Genomic DNA, 13986 nt, shown 5'->3' with positions numbered 1-13986 from the left:
ACACCACCCTGAGTCCGAGGGGTGAGCGGTAGACGGGCACGGCGGCCGCATCAGGCTGGTCGTATGCCGTGAACTCGCCCAATGCCTTCCCACCTTCGGCGTCACCTGGAAGCACTGTGTCTGACGCGGCACGCGAAGGTGGGTGGCGGGGCGACGATCACTGGGCGGCGTCAGGCCATCGCGTGGCGGAGACGCTCGCGGTCCTTTTCCGGGAGCCGCTGCTGGAGGCGGGGGAATGCGCGGTCAAGTCGTTGGACGTGGACGGGCTCGGCAGGATCGATGTCGCCTGTCTGCCCAAGGCGCTGAAGCGCTGGGAGAGGCGTCCGGATAGTGCTTACTCTCGGGTTCGGGAGGGTTCGCTGAGATAGCGTCGCGTTCATGAGCGAACTCGACGGCCGCCTGCGCGCGGTGTGCGACCTGACCGTCTCCGGCGTCAGGGAAATGGCCGGGCGGCACGAGTACGACGGACTCATTCAGGACCTCTCGCCCGAGGGGGTGCGCACCGGGCTGGCCGCGCTGGGCAGGGGGCCGCTGCCCGCCGATCCGTACGACGCGGCGCATCTGCAGATCTTCGAGGAGGCCGTGCGGGTGCAGTTCGGCGAGCTGGAACTGCACCGCCGCAACCCTCTGGAGCATCTGGGCAACCTCGACCTGGCCACCTACGACCGCGAGTACGCCCCCGAGGCCGAGCGGAACGCCGCCAAGCTCGCGCACCTGGCCCGCTGGCCGGAGGCGGTGGACGGCGCGATCGCCTCGCTCGACCTGCTCAGCGCCCCCGTCGCGACCGCCCTGCTCGGAGTGGTGCGCGGTCTGGCCTCCGGGGTGCCGGGGGACGCCGAGGAGAGTGTGCGTGAGGCGGCGTTCAGGGCGCATGCCAGGTTGGTGCAGCACGTCGAGAAGGCCGCGCACGACGGCGACCCGGACGCCTCCCTCGGTGCCGAGGGGCTCGCCAGGCTCATGGGCGGCGGTGAGGGCCTTCCGGTCGACCTGGGACGGCTCGCCGAGCGCGCCGACGCCGAGCGCGACCGCCTGATGGCCCGGTTGGCGGAGTCGTGCGCCGCGCTGGGATTCGCGGGACGGTCGCCGCTTGAGGTCGCGCGCGAGCTCGTCAGGCAACACCCCGACCCCGACGGTGTGATCGAGGCGGCCAGGATCGGCACCGAGAGGGCGATCGCCTTCACCAGGGAGAAGGACCTGGTGCCCTATCACGACGGGGAGTGCCTGGTCGGCATCGCGCCCGAGTCACGCCGGTGGGGCATGGCGATGATGAGCTGGGCGGCGCCGGGCGAGCCTGACGGTCCCTCGTGGTATCACGTCACCCCGCCCGACCCCTCGTGGCCCGAGCGCGACATCGAGGAGTGGCTGGAGGTCTTCAGCGACACCACGCTTCCCGCGATCAACGTGCACGAGGTCGCCCCCGGCCACTTCTCCCACGGTCGCGCCCTGCGCCACGCCCGTTCCGACGTGCGGCGGACGCTGATGTCGCTCTCCTTCGCGGAGGGCTGGGCGCACTACGCGGAGGAGCTCTGCGTCGAGGAGGACTTCGCTCCCGGCGACCCGCGCTTCGAGATCGGGGTGTGGCTGGAGGCGCTCATCAGGGTGACCCGGCTGGCCTGCGCGATCGGCGTGCACTCCGGTGCGATGACCGTCGAGGAGGGGGCCCGCCGGTTCGCCGCCGACACCCACCTCGCCGGTCCCGCGGCCCTGTCGGAGGCGGCGCGGGCCACCTTCGACCCCACCTACGGCCGCTACACCTGGGGCAAGCTGGAGATCCTCGACCTGCGTGACCGCGCCAGGGCCGAGTGGGGTCCTGGCTTCGGCCTCAACCGCTTCCACACCGCGATGCTCGACCTCGGCTCCCCGCCCCTCGGCCTCCTCGGCCACGCCCTTCAAGCCCGCCCTAACGCCCGATAGCTCCATCCGGCGTCACCCCACAGGTCAGGGTCGAGGGCCGCTCGACCATCAACGACGATCGGAACGGCGGCCGATTCCACCAGTTTGGTGGGGTCGGCATCAATGAACTCCGGCCAGGCCGTCAGGTGTAGAAGCACCTCCGAGTCCTCTACGGCCTCAGCGGAGGTGGGTGCGTAGTGCAGTTGCGGGTGCAGGTCCCGGGCGAAAGCCATCGCTGCGGGGTCGTAGGCGGTGACGATGCCGCCTTCATGGTGGATCGCCAGGGCCACGGCCAGTGCCGGTGAGTCGCGCAGGTCGTCGACACCGGGTTTGAAAGACAGCCCCCATACTCCGACGCGGCGATTGTTCAGGTCACCGCCACAGGCATGTCGGGCCAAGTCCACGGCACGGTGCTGTCGGCGCTGGTTGACTCTGTCGACCTGAATCAGCAGTTCCAGATCCGCGCCGACACCATGTTCGTGTCCTTGGGCGATGAGGCTTCGCACGTCCTTGGGCAGGCAACTGCCACCGTAGCCGACGCCGGGGTCGAGGTATGCGTCGCCGATGCGGGGGTCCAGCGCCAACGTGTGGGCAAGGGAGGAAGCATCGGTTCCCGTCGCTTCGCACAGTGAGGCGATGGCGTTGATGAAGGAGATCTTCGTGGCGAGGAAGGCATTCGCCGCGGTCTTGCACATTTCCGCTGTTGTCAGATCGGTCACGACCATCAGTGCACCGGCATCGAGTTGAGCTTTCCAAGCTTGCCGTAGCAACTGTTCGGCATGTTCGTCGCCGGCGGCGAGGCCGAGCACAATTCGTGAGGGGCGAGCCACATCGGCCAGGGAGGTGGACTCCCGAAGGAAGTCCGGAGAGCAGACGACCGTCACCCGCACATATGCCGGGGCCACGGAGCGCGCGAGTTCGGCCAGGTGCTTCGTGGTGCCAACGGGCACCGAGGACTTCACCACGATCACTGCGTCACGGCGCAGTCGTGACGACAGCTCGATCACGGCCCTCTCAAGATCGCCCAGGTCGGCGGCGAGTGCTCCGATTTGCTGTGGCGTACCGACGCACAAGATGTGTAGGTCCGTGAACGCCGTGGCGGTGTCGTAGGAGTCGGTGAAGCGAAGGTTTCCTGGGCTGCCGTGCGAGGCTATAGCCTCGGCCAGACCTGGTTCGTCGAAGGGCGTACGGCCTGCACTGAGTAGGCGCACGGTCTTCGGGTCGGTGTCCAGACCGAGAACATGGTGACCCATGCGGGCCAGCCCGGCCGCGTATGGGGCGCCGAGACGTCCACAGCCGATGATGTTGATCTTCATGCTGCACTTCCTTAAAGAAAGGGACGATGAACACGTGCGAATGACCGTGATCGGGTGTGGCCATCTGGGTGTGACCCACGCGGCCTCGATGGCTGAGATCGGCCATGAAGTGGTCGGCGTCGACATTGACGCGGCCAAAATCGAAACGCTGAGTTCAGGCAGGGCCTGGTTCTATGAGCCGGATTTGGATGTGATGCTCACCCGCCACATCGCCTCCGGACGGCTACGGTTCACCACCGACTTCGCCGAGGCAGGTGAGTTCGGTGAGATGCACTTCCTCGGAGTCGCGACTCCCGGCATGGCCGATCGCGACGATTACGATCTGTCGCAGGTTTTCGCGGCCGTGCGCTCGCTCGCACCGCACCTGCGCCAGGCCTGCGTCATCGTGGGTAAGTCCACGGTGTCCGTCGGCACGACGGCGGCGACCCAGGAACTGATACGAGGACTTGCTCCAGCAGGGGAAGACGTGGCCGTTGCCTGGAACCCCGAATTTTTGCGGGAAGGTCATGCTGTGCAGGACACGCTGCGACCGGACCGCATCGTTATCGGCGTGACCTCTGCAAAGGCTGAGGAGAAGATCCGGGAGGCGTACAAACCGATCACCGATGCCGGGGTGCCGCTTGTCGTTACCGACCCAGCCACCTGTGAGCTGGTGAAAGGCGCAGCGAACGCCTTCCTGTCGACGAAGATCTCCTTTATCAACGCGATGGCTGACATCTGTGAGGCATCCGGCGCCGATGTCAACCAGCTCGCCGATGCCATCGGCTTGGACCCGCGCATCGGTAGGGCGTTTCTGGACGCAGGGGTCGGCTATGGCGGTGGTTGCCTGCCCAAGGACACCCGTGCGTTCGCCGCCCGAGCCCGCGAACTCGGCGTGGAAAGCGCTGCGGAGTTGCTGAACTCGGTGGATCGGATCAATACCGGTCGTCGCGAGCGCGTGGTTGAGATGACAAGGAAAGCCTGCGGCGGTGACATGGTCGGCCGACGTGTCGGCGTGTGGGGGGCGGCGTTCAAGTTCGGTACCGACGATGTGAGAGATTCCCCCGCTTTGGATGTTGCGGCACGTCTCCACTCGCTCGGAGCGGTGGTCACGATCTACGATCCGATGGCTGTGGAAAATGCTCGCCTTGTTCACCCAGAACTTGACTACGCCGAAGATGCCCTGGCAGCCGCTACGGGAGCTGACGTCCTGGTCACCATGACCGCGTGGCCGGAGTTTCGTGACCTCGATCCGGAAAGCGTTGCCAAGGTCGTGGATCGGCAGGTCATGATTGACGCTCGAAGCGTCCTCGACATATCCCGGTGGCAGGATGCCGAATGGACACTGCACCGGCTTGGTCGGAGCTGATGCCAGGCCTTTCACGGACGCTCGCCGATGATCACGGCGGTCTGCAGGGTCGCCGCGAATCCTCCAGATGGTTCCACGGCGGTTAGCGCATTCCGTAGTGCCTGTTCGTACTCCTCTTGGAGCTCGCCGAGCACCGCCCTTGAGGAGAAGGCATAGGTGTACTGCAAACCGATCAATTCCTCAGTGGTGAGGTCCAGGCGGTAATCGGTGCGCAGGGCTCGTACGCGAGGGAAATCTGACCGGCGCAGTACCGTCTCGTGGTCTTCGGTGAGGTATTGGAAAGGGGCATCTGGTCCTGCGGCGCGGTGGGTGCCGAGGAATCGGTCGCGGATGCGGTCCAGGATCGGTTCCCACCACGCCTTCGGTGTGCCGAGCGCGTGGCTGACGACTATGGCGACGAACCCGCCGGACACGGTGATCCCGTGCAGGTCTGCCAGGACCTGATCTCGGGGCATGTAGTGAAAGGCGTCGCCGATCACCGTGCCTCGGATGAGTGGAAGGTCCGACACTGTGGACGAATCCCCCTGTCGCCAATCGATGTTTTCGATACCGCGGTCGGCGGTCCGTTGGCGGCCGGCTGCCAGCATTTCTTCGTTGGGTTCAACTGCGATCACTGGAATGCCCAGTTCGGCAAGGCGCACGGCGATCACGCCGGGCCCGCTCCCCAGGTCGAGGACGGGGGCGTCGTTGGCGGCGGCATGGGCGGTTTCGGCGATGTAGTCGATGAGCACGCCGGGGTGCTCCGGTCGATAACGGACGTAGGCGTCAGCGGTGGTTGTGAAGATCGCTCCAGGGTTGGAGTAGTGAGCACGAGTTGATGGTGTGGCCACGTCTACCTCCGAGGTGTTCATCCGGCCAAAGCGGCGTTCAGTGGGGCCGCCTCTTCTTGAAATGAGGCGGGGTATGAACTGTCGGCTGTAACCGCCCACCACTGCCAGTGGCAATTGACGCCCTGTAGTTGGACGCATACGGTCCGGAGTGAGGGCGTGGTGTGCCCTCTTGCCGGATGTGGTTAATCGGGGGAGGGTGAGGCGTGACTGTCCTGCCACCTGTTTCTGCGTCTTTCGCGGAGAGATCAGTGCCGACATCTCACGACATGCGATGTACTAGCGCGATCCGCGCCCGTGCGCTGGCCGCATACGGTGACGGGCTTTCGCCGCAGGTCCTTCATGACCTTGCGCAGGAGATCCATGTTTGTTGTGGTCACAGTCGCCTGAAAAGTGCTCGGCTTGCCCGAGGCTGGACCGTCTCTGAGGCGGTTGCTCGACTCATCACGGTCGCTCAAGCCGCTGAGCTGCCCCTGCGCGGAGTGGACGAGCGGGCTTGGCGCCGTTGGGAGAACGGGAATCGTCCGGACGATGACTACCAGGACCGGCTTGGCAGGCTTTTCGAGACGGGGCCGGTCCAGCTTGGATTCGGCACTGACTACACACCACACCCGTCAGGAGGTGATCGTACGAATCGTCGTGACGCACTGCGTCTGGGGGCGGCAGCTTTCGTTGTGCCTGGCTTGCTGATCACGAGTGCCGAGAGCGAAGCTCGGGAGTTGACCCGTCGCAGTGAACAGACCGATCTCGGACCGAGCAGCCTGGAGCATCTCTATCGGGTCATCGGTGACTACGGCACTGATTACTCTCGGTACGACGCGGCCGAGCTGTGGCAGGCCGCGCTCACGGATCGCCGCCACGTCGCGGAGTTGCTTCAGCTGCGTATGACGCTCAAGCAGCGCCGCGAGCTGTACATCGCCGCGGCCTGGCTGTCGCTGATCCTCGCGTGGACGGCCCATGATCGAGGGGATGTACGGGCAGCGCTCGCGTACGCGGCCGATGCCCGTCATCACGCGGACGAGGCCGATCACGATGAGACGGCGGCGTGGGCGTGGGACGTGGAGGCGACGACCTGGCTCTATGACGACCGGCCGTATGAAGCGCTTCGCGCCGCCCAACGGGGAGTGGGCCAGGCTCCAGCGGGAAGCGCTGCTCAGACGCGCCTGACCGGACAACTCGCTCGGACCCACGCACGGCTCGGTCACGCAGTCCCGGCATCTGAAGCGCTGGAGGCGCTCCGCGACCAGGCAGAGCGGCATTCGCCTCATGCGAACGGACTGTTCAGCGCCGATGCCGTACGGGCCTGGTCGATCGCCGCGACCTCCAGTTTGTGGCTCGGTCACGATGGGCAGGCCCGTGACTTCGCCGAGCAGGCGATGGAGGTGTACGAGCAGGCTCCACAGGTGTCTCCGACGAGACGAGCGATCACCGCCTTGGACCTCGGGGTCGCCTGTGCCCGGCTGGGCGACCCCGAGCAGGCGGTCGTTCATGGTCTGTCCGCGATCTCCGCGCCGCGTTATGCCGCGGCGATCGTCACCCGAAGCCATGACCTCGGTACCACGCTGGAGCGCTTTTATCCCAATGCCGTGGTTGTGGCGCGGTTTCGTCAGGGAGTGGCGGAGCTCGAAGAACAGAGATGACTCAAGATCAATGACAGTACGGCGATCAGGTCTGGGGCAGGTTCAGCGGTCGACGGCGGTGGTGCCGCCGTCGAAGACCAGGTAGGTGCCGGTGATGAAGGACATCTCGTCGCCGGTTGGTGGTGGGCTCTTCACGTTGGCTTTGGACACCATCGGTCGCCAGGTACGGCACGAACCGGAGGAGCGTCAGGTGTGAACCACCGGCCTGGAGGTACGACGATCCGTGAACCATCGGGCTGGGAGGAAGTGCCATGCGGGAGTTGTCGGGCAAGGTCGCGGTCGTCACGGGGGCGGGTGGCGGGATCGGGAGGGCGCTCGCGCTGGGCCTGGCCGCGGAGGGGATGTCCCTCATGCTCGCCGACGTCGAGCCGGGAGATCTCGCGGACACCGCCTCGCTGGTGGAGGCGAGCGCCGACGGGGGCAAGGTCCTCACCGAGATCGCCGACGTCTCCGATCAGGTGGCCGTGGAGCACCTCGCCGACCGTACGTTCGGTGAGCTGGGCGCGGTCCACGTGCTGTGCAACAACGCGGGGGTCTTCCAGGGCGGCCGGATGTGGACGAGGGAGCCGGAGGACTTCGCCTGGCCGCTCGGGGTGAACCTGTGGGGCATACTCAACGGCGTCCGGGCCTTCGTGCCCCGCATGATCGACCAGGACACCGAGGGGCACATCCTCAACACCGTCTCCGCTGCGGGCCTGTTCGCCATCCCGTACTTCGGCCCCTATTCGGTCTCGAAGTACGCCGCGCTCGCCGCCTCGCAGTCCCTCGCCCAGGATCTCGCGGCGGCCGGCTCCAGGCTCCGGGTGACCGCGCTGTGCCCCGGCGGGGTGCGTACCGGCCTGAACCGCTCCGGCCGCCACCGGCCGGAGAACCTCGTGGCCGCCGGTCGCGCCGAGGACGAGGACGAGGAGGTCTCCGCCGCGATCATCGACGGCCTCGTGGAGGAGGGCATCGACCCGGCCGAGGTGGCCCGGGCGGCGGTGGACGCCATCCGCGAGGAGCGTTTCCTGGTCCTCACCCACCCGGGTTACGCGGAGATCCTGCGCGAGCAGACAGAGGCGTTGATCGCCGGGGCGCTGCCCTCGTTCTCCGGCAGGGGGGACCGTGCGGGTGGGGGAGTGCTTCCCGATCGCGGGTAGACGGGGCCGCGGGAGATCTTTTCGGCTGCGAGCGGGCGGGCTGACGGGCGCCGATAGACTGGGGACACCGCTCTGTTCCTTTTGGGGGTCTTGGTGTCTGAGTTCGACACGGTCCTGGTCGTCGACTTCGGCGCGCAGTACGCGCAGCTGATCGCGCGAAGGGTGCGTGAATGCCACGTCTACTCCGAGATCGTCCCCTCGACGATGCCGGTCGAGGAGATGATGGCCAAGAAGCCCAAGGCGATCATCCTGTCCGGGGGCCCCTCCTCGGTGTACGCCGAGGGTGCTCCCGCGGCCCCCGCGGGCCTGTTCGAGACCGGCGTGCCGACCTTCGGCATCTGCTACGGCTTCCAGGTCATGGCCCAGGAGCTGGGTGGAAAGGTCGCCAGGACCGGCACCGCCGAGTACGGCGGGACCCACCTCGACGTCGAGGAGGAGGGCGTGCTCTTCGCGGGGCTGCCCGCCGCGCAGTCGGTCTGGATGTCCCACGGTGACAGCGTCTCCGCCGCCCCCGAGGGGTTCACGGTCACCGCCGCGACGGCCCAGACGCCCGTCGCCGCCTTCGAGCACCCCGAGCTCGGCCTGTACGGCGTCCAGTTCCACCCCGAGGTTCTCCACTCCGAGCACGGCCAGACCGTGTTGAAGCACTTCCTCGACGCGGCGGGCTGCCGCCCCTCCTGGACGATGGTCAACATCGTCGAGGACGCGGTCGAGGCGATCCGCGCCCAGATCGGCCCCGAGGGCCGCGCCATCTGCGGCCTGTCCGGCGGCGTCGACTCCGCGGTGGCCGCAGCCATGGTCCAGCGGGCGATCGGTGACCGGCTGACCTGCGTCTTCGTCGATCACGGGCTGCTGCGCAAGGGCGAGGCCGAGCAGGTCGAGCGCGACTTCGTGGCCGCCACCGGCGTCAAGCTGCGCGTGGCCGACGCCCAGGAGCGCTTCCTGAAGGCGCTCGACGGGGTCACCGACCCCGAGGAGAAGCGCAAGATCATCGGTCGCGAGTTCATCAGGGTCTTCGAGGACGAGCAGCGCGCCATCCTCGCCGACGGTCCCGTCGACTTCCTCGTCCAGGGCACCCTGTACCCCGACGTGGTCGAGTCCGGCGGCGGCACCGGCACCGCCAACATCAAGTCCCACCACAATGTCGGCGGCCTCCCCGACGATCTCCGGTTCTCGCTGGTGGAGCCGCTGCGAGCACTGTTCAAGGACGAGGTGCGCCGGGCGGGGGAGCAGCTGGGCCTGCCCGCCGAGATGGTCTGGCGCCAGCCGTTCCCCGGCCCCGGGCTGGGCATCCGCATCATCGGCGCGGTGAACCGCGAGCGCCTGGAGATCCTCCGCGAGGCGGACGCCATCGCCCGCGAGGAGCTCTCGCGCGCCGGTCTCGACCGGGACATCTGGCAGTGCCCGGTCGTCCTGCTCGCCGACGTCCGCTCGGTGGGTGTCCAGGGCGACGGCCGCACCTACGGTCACCCGGTCGTGCTGCGCCCGGTCTCCAGCGAGGACGCGATGACCGCCGACTGGTCGCGTGTCCCGTACGACGTGCTCGCCCGCGTCTCCACCCGCATCACGAACGAGGTTCGCGAGGTCAACAGGGTGGTGCTCGACGTGACCAGCAAGCCCCCGGGCACCATCGAGTGGGAGTAGCCGCCTCGGCGGGCGACAGGGGAGGGATCTCCTCGGCGGTTGGCGCCGTTTGGCGGGAGGACGGCGGGTAAGTTGGGGTGGGTGTCTTCCACCACCCCCATCGGCGCAGACTCCCCCAAGACCGCCGTCGCCCGCCTGGCGTGGCTCGACGCGTTGCGTGGCATCGGTGCGGTCGCCGTGTTGCTGGAGCACATGCTGCCCTGGTTCATGCCCGCCCTGAGACCGTACTGGTTCAACCTCGGGATGTACGGCGTCCTGGTGTTCTTCCTGGTCAGCGGCTACATCATCCCGGTCTCGCTGGAGAGGCACGGCGATGTCAGGGTGTTCTGGATCAGCCGCGTGTTCCGGCTGTACCCGATCTACCTGCTGGTCTCGGCGCTCGTCCTGGTGATGGCGTTCTGGATGCCCGTCCGCGAGCAGGTGCCCAGGGATCTGTCGTCGGTGGCCGCGCACGCCACGATGCTGCTGGACGTGGTGGGCAGGGGCGGCCTCGCAGACACCATGTGGACGCTCTCCTACGAGATGGTCTTCTACCTGGTCGTCACCGCGCTGTTCGTCGGCGGGCTGCACCGCGCGAGCGGGACCTTCGCGGTGGGCTTCGGTGTCGCCGCGGTCGCGGTGGGGCTGGTGCTGACGGCACCGCTGCTACGGGGCCCCTGGCCCGCGTACGTGTCCGGCGTGCTGTTCTTCGTGGGCCTGGTGGGCCTGATCGGCGGCCGGTTCAGGAGGACCGCCGCGTACGTTCTCGGCGCGACGGCGCTGGTGCTTCTGATCTTTTCGAGTTTCGTGCCGTGGTTCGGGGCCGCGATCCTGTCGGTGATGTTCGCGGGGACCGCGATCCGCCGCTGGGAGCAGGGCTCGGGCGGGCTCTGGCCCGTGGCGGCGGCGACCGTGCTCGTGGCGCTGGCGCCCGTCTGGGCGGAGCAGGCGGGCTGGTGGTGGGTGCAGCCGGGGCCGTGGTTCACGACCATCGCGCTGGCCGGGGCGTCGTTCGCGGGTGCGATGGCCCTGCGCGAGCGCCGGCTGCCCAGGTTCCTCGTCTGGCTGGGCCTGGTCAGCTACTCGGTCTACCTGCTGCACCACCCGCTGCTGCGGATCGCGCACGTCGTCGTCGGTGACGTGCGGAACGCGGGGCAGGTGGTGCAGCTCTCACTGTCGGTGGCGTTCGTGCTGGTGGTGCTCGGCCTGAGCCTGCTCACCTACCGCTACGTGGAGCTTCCCATGCAGCGGCTGGGCAGGCGGCTGGCCCGGAGGCCGTCCTCCAGCGAGGTCGCCCCCACACGGTGAGGGTTCAAGGCTCAGAGACCGTCGTCGGGGGACTGGCCGTAGTCCTCGGGGTCGCCGGTGGGCGACTCGGAGGGCAGCTCCTTGTCCTTCTCGGAGCCGACGGGGTAGACCTCCCCGGGCTGGGTGGCCTTGGCGCCGCGCAGCGAGGAGACGGCCACCACGTGGTAGCCCTGCTTCTGGAGCGCGGTCAGCAGCTTCGGCATCACCTTGACGGTCTGCTCCACCCAGTCGTGCATGAGGATGACCCCGTCACGCTTGGCGTTCTTGAGCACCTCGTCGTAGATGGCCTTCTCGTTCTTGGTCGCCCAGTCTCGTGAGCCGCCGTTCCACAGGATGATCGGCATGTTCATCTGGGTGGCGATCGCCGAGACCCGCTCGTCGAACTCGCCGTAGGGCGGGCGAATCGTCGTCGGGTACTTGCCGGTGACCTTCTTGACGATGTCCTGGGTCTTGGTGAGTTCCTCGCGGATCTTGTCTTCCGAGATCTCCCGCAGGTGCGGGTGGGTGTAGCTGTGGTTACCGATGTCATGGCCTTCGGTGACCATCCGCTTGGCGAACGCGGGGCGGGACTTCACGTACTGGCCCTCAAGGAAGAACGTCGCCTTGGACTTGTGCTTCTTGAAGGTGTCGAGCAACTTGTCGGCGTACTTGCCGGGGCCGTCGTCGAAGGTGAGCGCGATGCACTTCACCTTCGCGCAGTCCACGGGCTTCGGCTTCGGCGCGGGCTTGGCCTTGGGGGCGGGCTTGGCCTTGCTCGCCGTCGTGGCCGTCGGTTCGGGCTTCTCCGCGCTCCACGCGGTGGTCGGGACGGAAATCATGGCCAGCGCACAGGATGTGGCCAGCAACATTCGGACAGGAGACTTCATGAGGGGAGCTCCGGGTCAAATCGACGTCGGTCGAATGGGCATCCTATCGAGGTGCCTGATGCCTCCTGAGGCTGAAGCGTCACGATGTCCTGTGAAAGGCGTGCTCTCCCGCGGCCGGGGCGCACTGTCTTCGCCCAACGCAAACTTGACGTTTCCCCAGGTCATGGGTGCGTATAGCGGGCTGTGGGCGCCCAGGGCGCGCCTCGGGCGTACTCGATGATGGGCATCGGTCCCCTGGAGGAACGCGCTGGGAAAAAATGACGATCAGTACGGCGAGCTTGAAACCGGTCGATAAGGGGCGCGGGGCGGCCGATGGGGCACCGGCCCGCGACCGGCGGTTCACGCTCGCCTGTTACGCCACCGCCCAGCTAGCGCTGCTCGGCTGGTGGCTCGGCTTCCACCCCGGGTTGATGAGTCCCGACTCCGTCACCTACGTCGCGCACGTCACGACGGGCCCCTGGGTGGCCGGGCAGTCGGTCGCCTACGACGCCCTGCTCGGGCTCTCCCTGAAGGTGACCGGCGACCTGTCCGCCGTCACCCTCCTGCAGACGGCGGCGATGGCCGCCGCCCTGGCCCACCTCGCGGGCGCGATCCGGTCGCTGGGGGTACGGGGACGCCCGCTGCTCGTGGCGGTGGGGTGCGCGGCGCTGTCACCGCCGCTCGGCGCCTTCACGGTGTCGATGTGGAAGGACGTGCCGTTCACCGTGTGCGCCGTACTGGCCGCAGGCACCGCGGTACGGCTCATGACCCGGCCGGGGCTGCGGTCTGGAACTGTCGTGCGAGGTGAGGGCCGGGTGCGGGATGTGGCCGGGCTCGTCACACGGGAGCAGGGCCGGGTGCGGGATGCGGCCGGGGCCGGCGGGCGGGGGGTGGCCGGTCGCGGGGGCGGCCGGTGGGTGTGGGACCCGCGCTTCGCCGCTCTCGGGGCCGAACTGCTCGGCCTGGGGCTCTTCCGCAACAACGGCTTCCTCGTGGCGTTGTTCGCCGCCGTCCCGCTCGTCGCGCTCCTGTCCGGCCGCCCGGGGGCCCGCCGACGGGTCGCGGCGCTCGCGGCCGGAGCGGTGGCGGCGCCCCTGCTCCTGCTGGGCGTCGGCTACCCGGCGATGGGCATCGCGTCGCCGTCCCGCTCGTTCGCCTACCAGACGGTGTTCGGCGACCTCGCCGTGGCGTACGGGGAGAGGCCCCACCTCTTCGACCGCGAGCAGCGGGAACTCCTGGCGGAGGTCGCTCCGCTCGACGTCTGGCGGCGGGGGGCGACCTGCCAGACCATGGCGCGGGTCTTCTTCGATCCCGGGTTCGGCCACGCGCGGGCCGAACAGCGGATGTCCGAGATCCTGGAGCTGTGGCGAGGGCTGCTGGTCCGCGCGCCGGGCACGATCCTGAGCACCAGGATCTGCCGCGCCGCGCTCGCCTGGCAGCTCGGCCCGACCTCGGGCGAGCCCGGCGGTGAGCTCTACCGCTTCTCCCCAAGGGATCCCCGGCTCCCCGACGGCTGGGAGGGCACTCCGGCGGCCTCGGCGATGCGGCGGCGGCCGATCTCCGAAGGGCTGCTCGCCGCCGGGCTGTTCGCGCTGGACGCGAGCACGGTGAGGCAGTTCGAATGGCTGCTCTGGCGGGCGCCCTTCTGGTGCTACCTCACCTACGCCACGGCCGCGCTCGCCTGGTGGCGGACGGGCAGCCGGGCGGCACTCGCGGGGGCGGCCGTGGTCGCGGGGCAGCAGGTCGGGGTGATCCTCACCAACACCGCGCCGGACTTCCGGTTCATGGTGTCGCCGATCCTCGTCGGCGTCCTGTTCGTTCCGCTGCTCCTGCGGGAGGCGGGGATCCTGCTCTCCCGTCGATAGCGGTGCCCCCCGAGCCGTTCCGCAGGAGAGCCGAAGGTCCCCGTGGGCCGCCGGGATCGGGTCCGGCGCCGGGTGTGACGTGCCGGAGGTTCCCTTCGCGTCTCCTGGGCACCACGCCCGTTCCGATCCGCAGGGTGCGGGCAGCCGTCAGCGGTCGGACCCGCCGGGTGCGGGCCCAACCG

The 13986-nt window shown here is 68.3% G+C and carries 10 protein-coding genes; 7 read left to right on the top strand and 3 right to left on the bottom strand.

Going from position 1 to position 13986, the window contains the following annotated elements; all coding sequences use genetic code 11:
- Positions 1-378 precede the first annotated feature (378 nt).
- Positions 379-1914, top strand: coding sequence for a DUF885 family protein (locus ABZ664_RS04450; protein ID WP_362502859.1), 1536 nt, complete (start codon positions 379-381; stop codon positions 1912-1914).
- Here the strand turns inward: ABZ664_RS04450 and ABZ664_RS04445 are convergent.
- Positions 1890-3209 carry a UDP-glucose/GDP-mannose dehydrogenase family protein gene (locus tag ABZ664_RS04445; protein ID WP_362502856.1) on the bottom strand — a complete coding sequence of 440 codons (1320 nt, stop codon included), beginning with the start codon at positions 3207-3209 and terminating at the stop codon, positions 1890-1892. The two genes, ABZ664_RS04450 and ABZ664_RS04445, sit on opposite strands and share 25 nt — an antisense overlap.
- Here ABZ664_RS04445 and ABZ664_RS04440 point away from each other — a divergent pair.
- The gene (locus ABZ664_RS04440) at positions 3208-4557 is read left to right on the top strand and encodes a UDP-glucose/GDP-mannose dehydrogenase family protein (protein WP_362502853.1); all 1350 of its coding nucleotides are present in this window, start codon (positions 3208-3210) and stop codon (positions 4555-4557) included. The genes ABZ664_RS04445 and ABZ664_RS04440 overlap by 2 nt on opposite strands.
- Positions 4558-4568: 11 nt before the next feature.
- Here ABZ664_RS04440 and ABZ664_RS04435 read toward each other — a convergent pair whose 3' ends face one another.
- Positions 4569-5288 carry a class I SAM-dependent methyltransferase gene (locus ABZ664_RS04435; protein ID WP_362502850.1) on the bottom strand — a complete coding sequence of 240 codons (720 nt, stop codon included), beginning with the start codon at positions 5286-5288 and terminating at the stop codon, positions 4569-4571.
- A 779-nt stretch (positions 5289-6067) separates the two neighbouring features.
- On the opposite strand from ABZ664_RS04435, the gene ABZ664_RS04430 reads away from it, so the two are divergent.
- From ABZ664_RS04430 to ABZ664_RS04415, 4 genes are all read left to right on the top strand, one after another.
- On the top strand, positions 6068-7024 hold the full coding sequence (locus ABZ664_RS04430) for a hypothetical protein (RefSeq protein WP_362502847.1): 957 nt from the start codon (positions 6068-6070) through the stop codon (positions 7022-7024).
- 251 nt (positions 7025-7275) lie between these two features.
- Complete coding sequence (locus tag ABZ664_RS04425; RefSeq protein ID WP_362502844.1) at positions 7276-8163, top strand: SDR family NAD(P)-dependent oxidoreductase; 888 nt, start codon at positions 7276-7278, stop codon at positions 8161-8163.
- Between the two features lie 93 nt (positions 8164-8256).
- Positions 8257-9807, top strand: a complete 1551-nt coding sequence (gene guaA, locus ABZ664_RS04420) for a glutamine-hydrolyzing GMP synthase (RefSeq protein ID WP_362502841.1) — start codon at positions 8257-8259, stop codon at positions 9805-9807.
- Between the two features lie 81 nt (positions 9808-9888).
- On the top strand, positions 9889-11094 hold the full coding sequence (locus ABZ664_RS04415) for an acyltransferase (RefSeq protein WP_362502838.1): 1206 nt from the start codon (positions 9889-9891) through the stop codon (positions 11092-11094).
- Positions 11095-11105: 11 nt separating this feature from the next.
- On the opposite strand, the gene ABZ664_RS04410 is transcribed toward ABZ664_RS04415, so the two are convergent.
- A complete protein-coding gene (locus tag ABZ664_RS04410) occupies positions 11106-11942 on the bottom strand; it encodes a polysaccharide deacetylase family protein (RefSeq protein WP_362502835.1) in 837 nt (278 codons plus the stop codon).
- A gap of 275 nt (positions 11943-12217) precedes the next feature.
- Here ABZ664_RS04410 and ABZ664_RS04405 point away from each other — a divergent pair, with 275 nt between their 5' ends.
- A complete protein-coding gene (locus ABZ664_RS04405) occupies positions 12218-13804 on the top strand; it encodes a hypothetical protein (RefSeq protein ID WP_362502832.1) in 1587 nt (528 codons plus the stop codon).
- Positions 13805-13986: the final 182 nt, after the last annotated feature.

Source organism: Streptosporangium sp. NPDC006930 (genome assembly GCF_040635605.1).
Lineage (GTDB): Bacteria > Actinomycetota > Actinomycetes > Streptosporangiales > Streptosporangiaceae > Streptosporangium.
The sequence above is the reverse complement of the archived record's forward strand: the minus strand, read 5'-3'. Positions and strand labels throughout refer to the sequence as shown.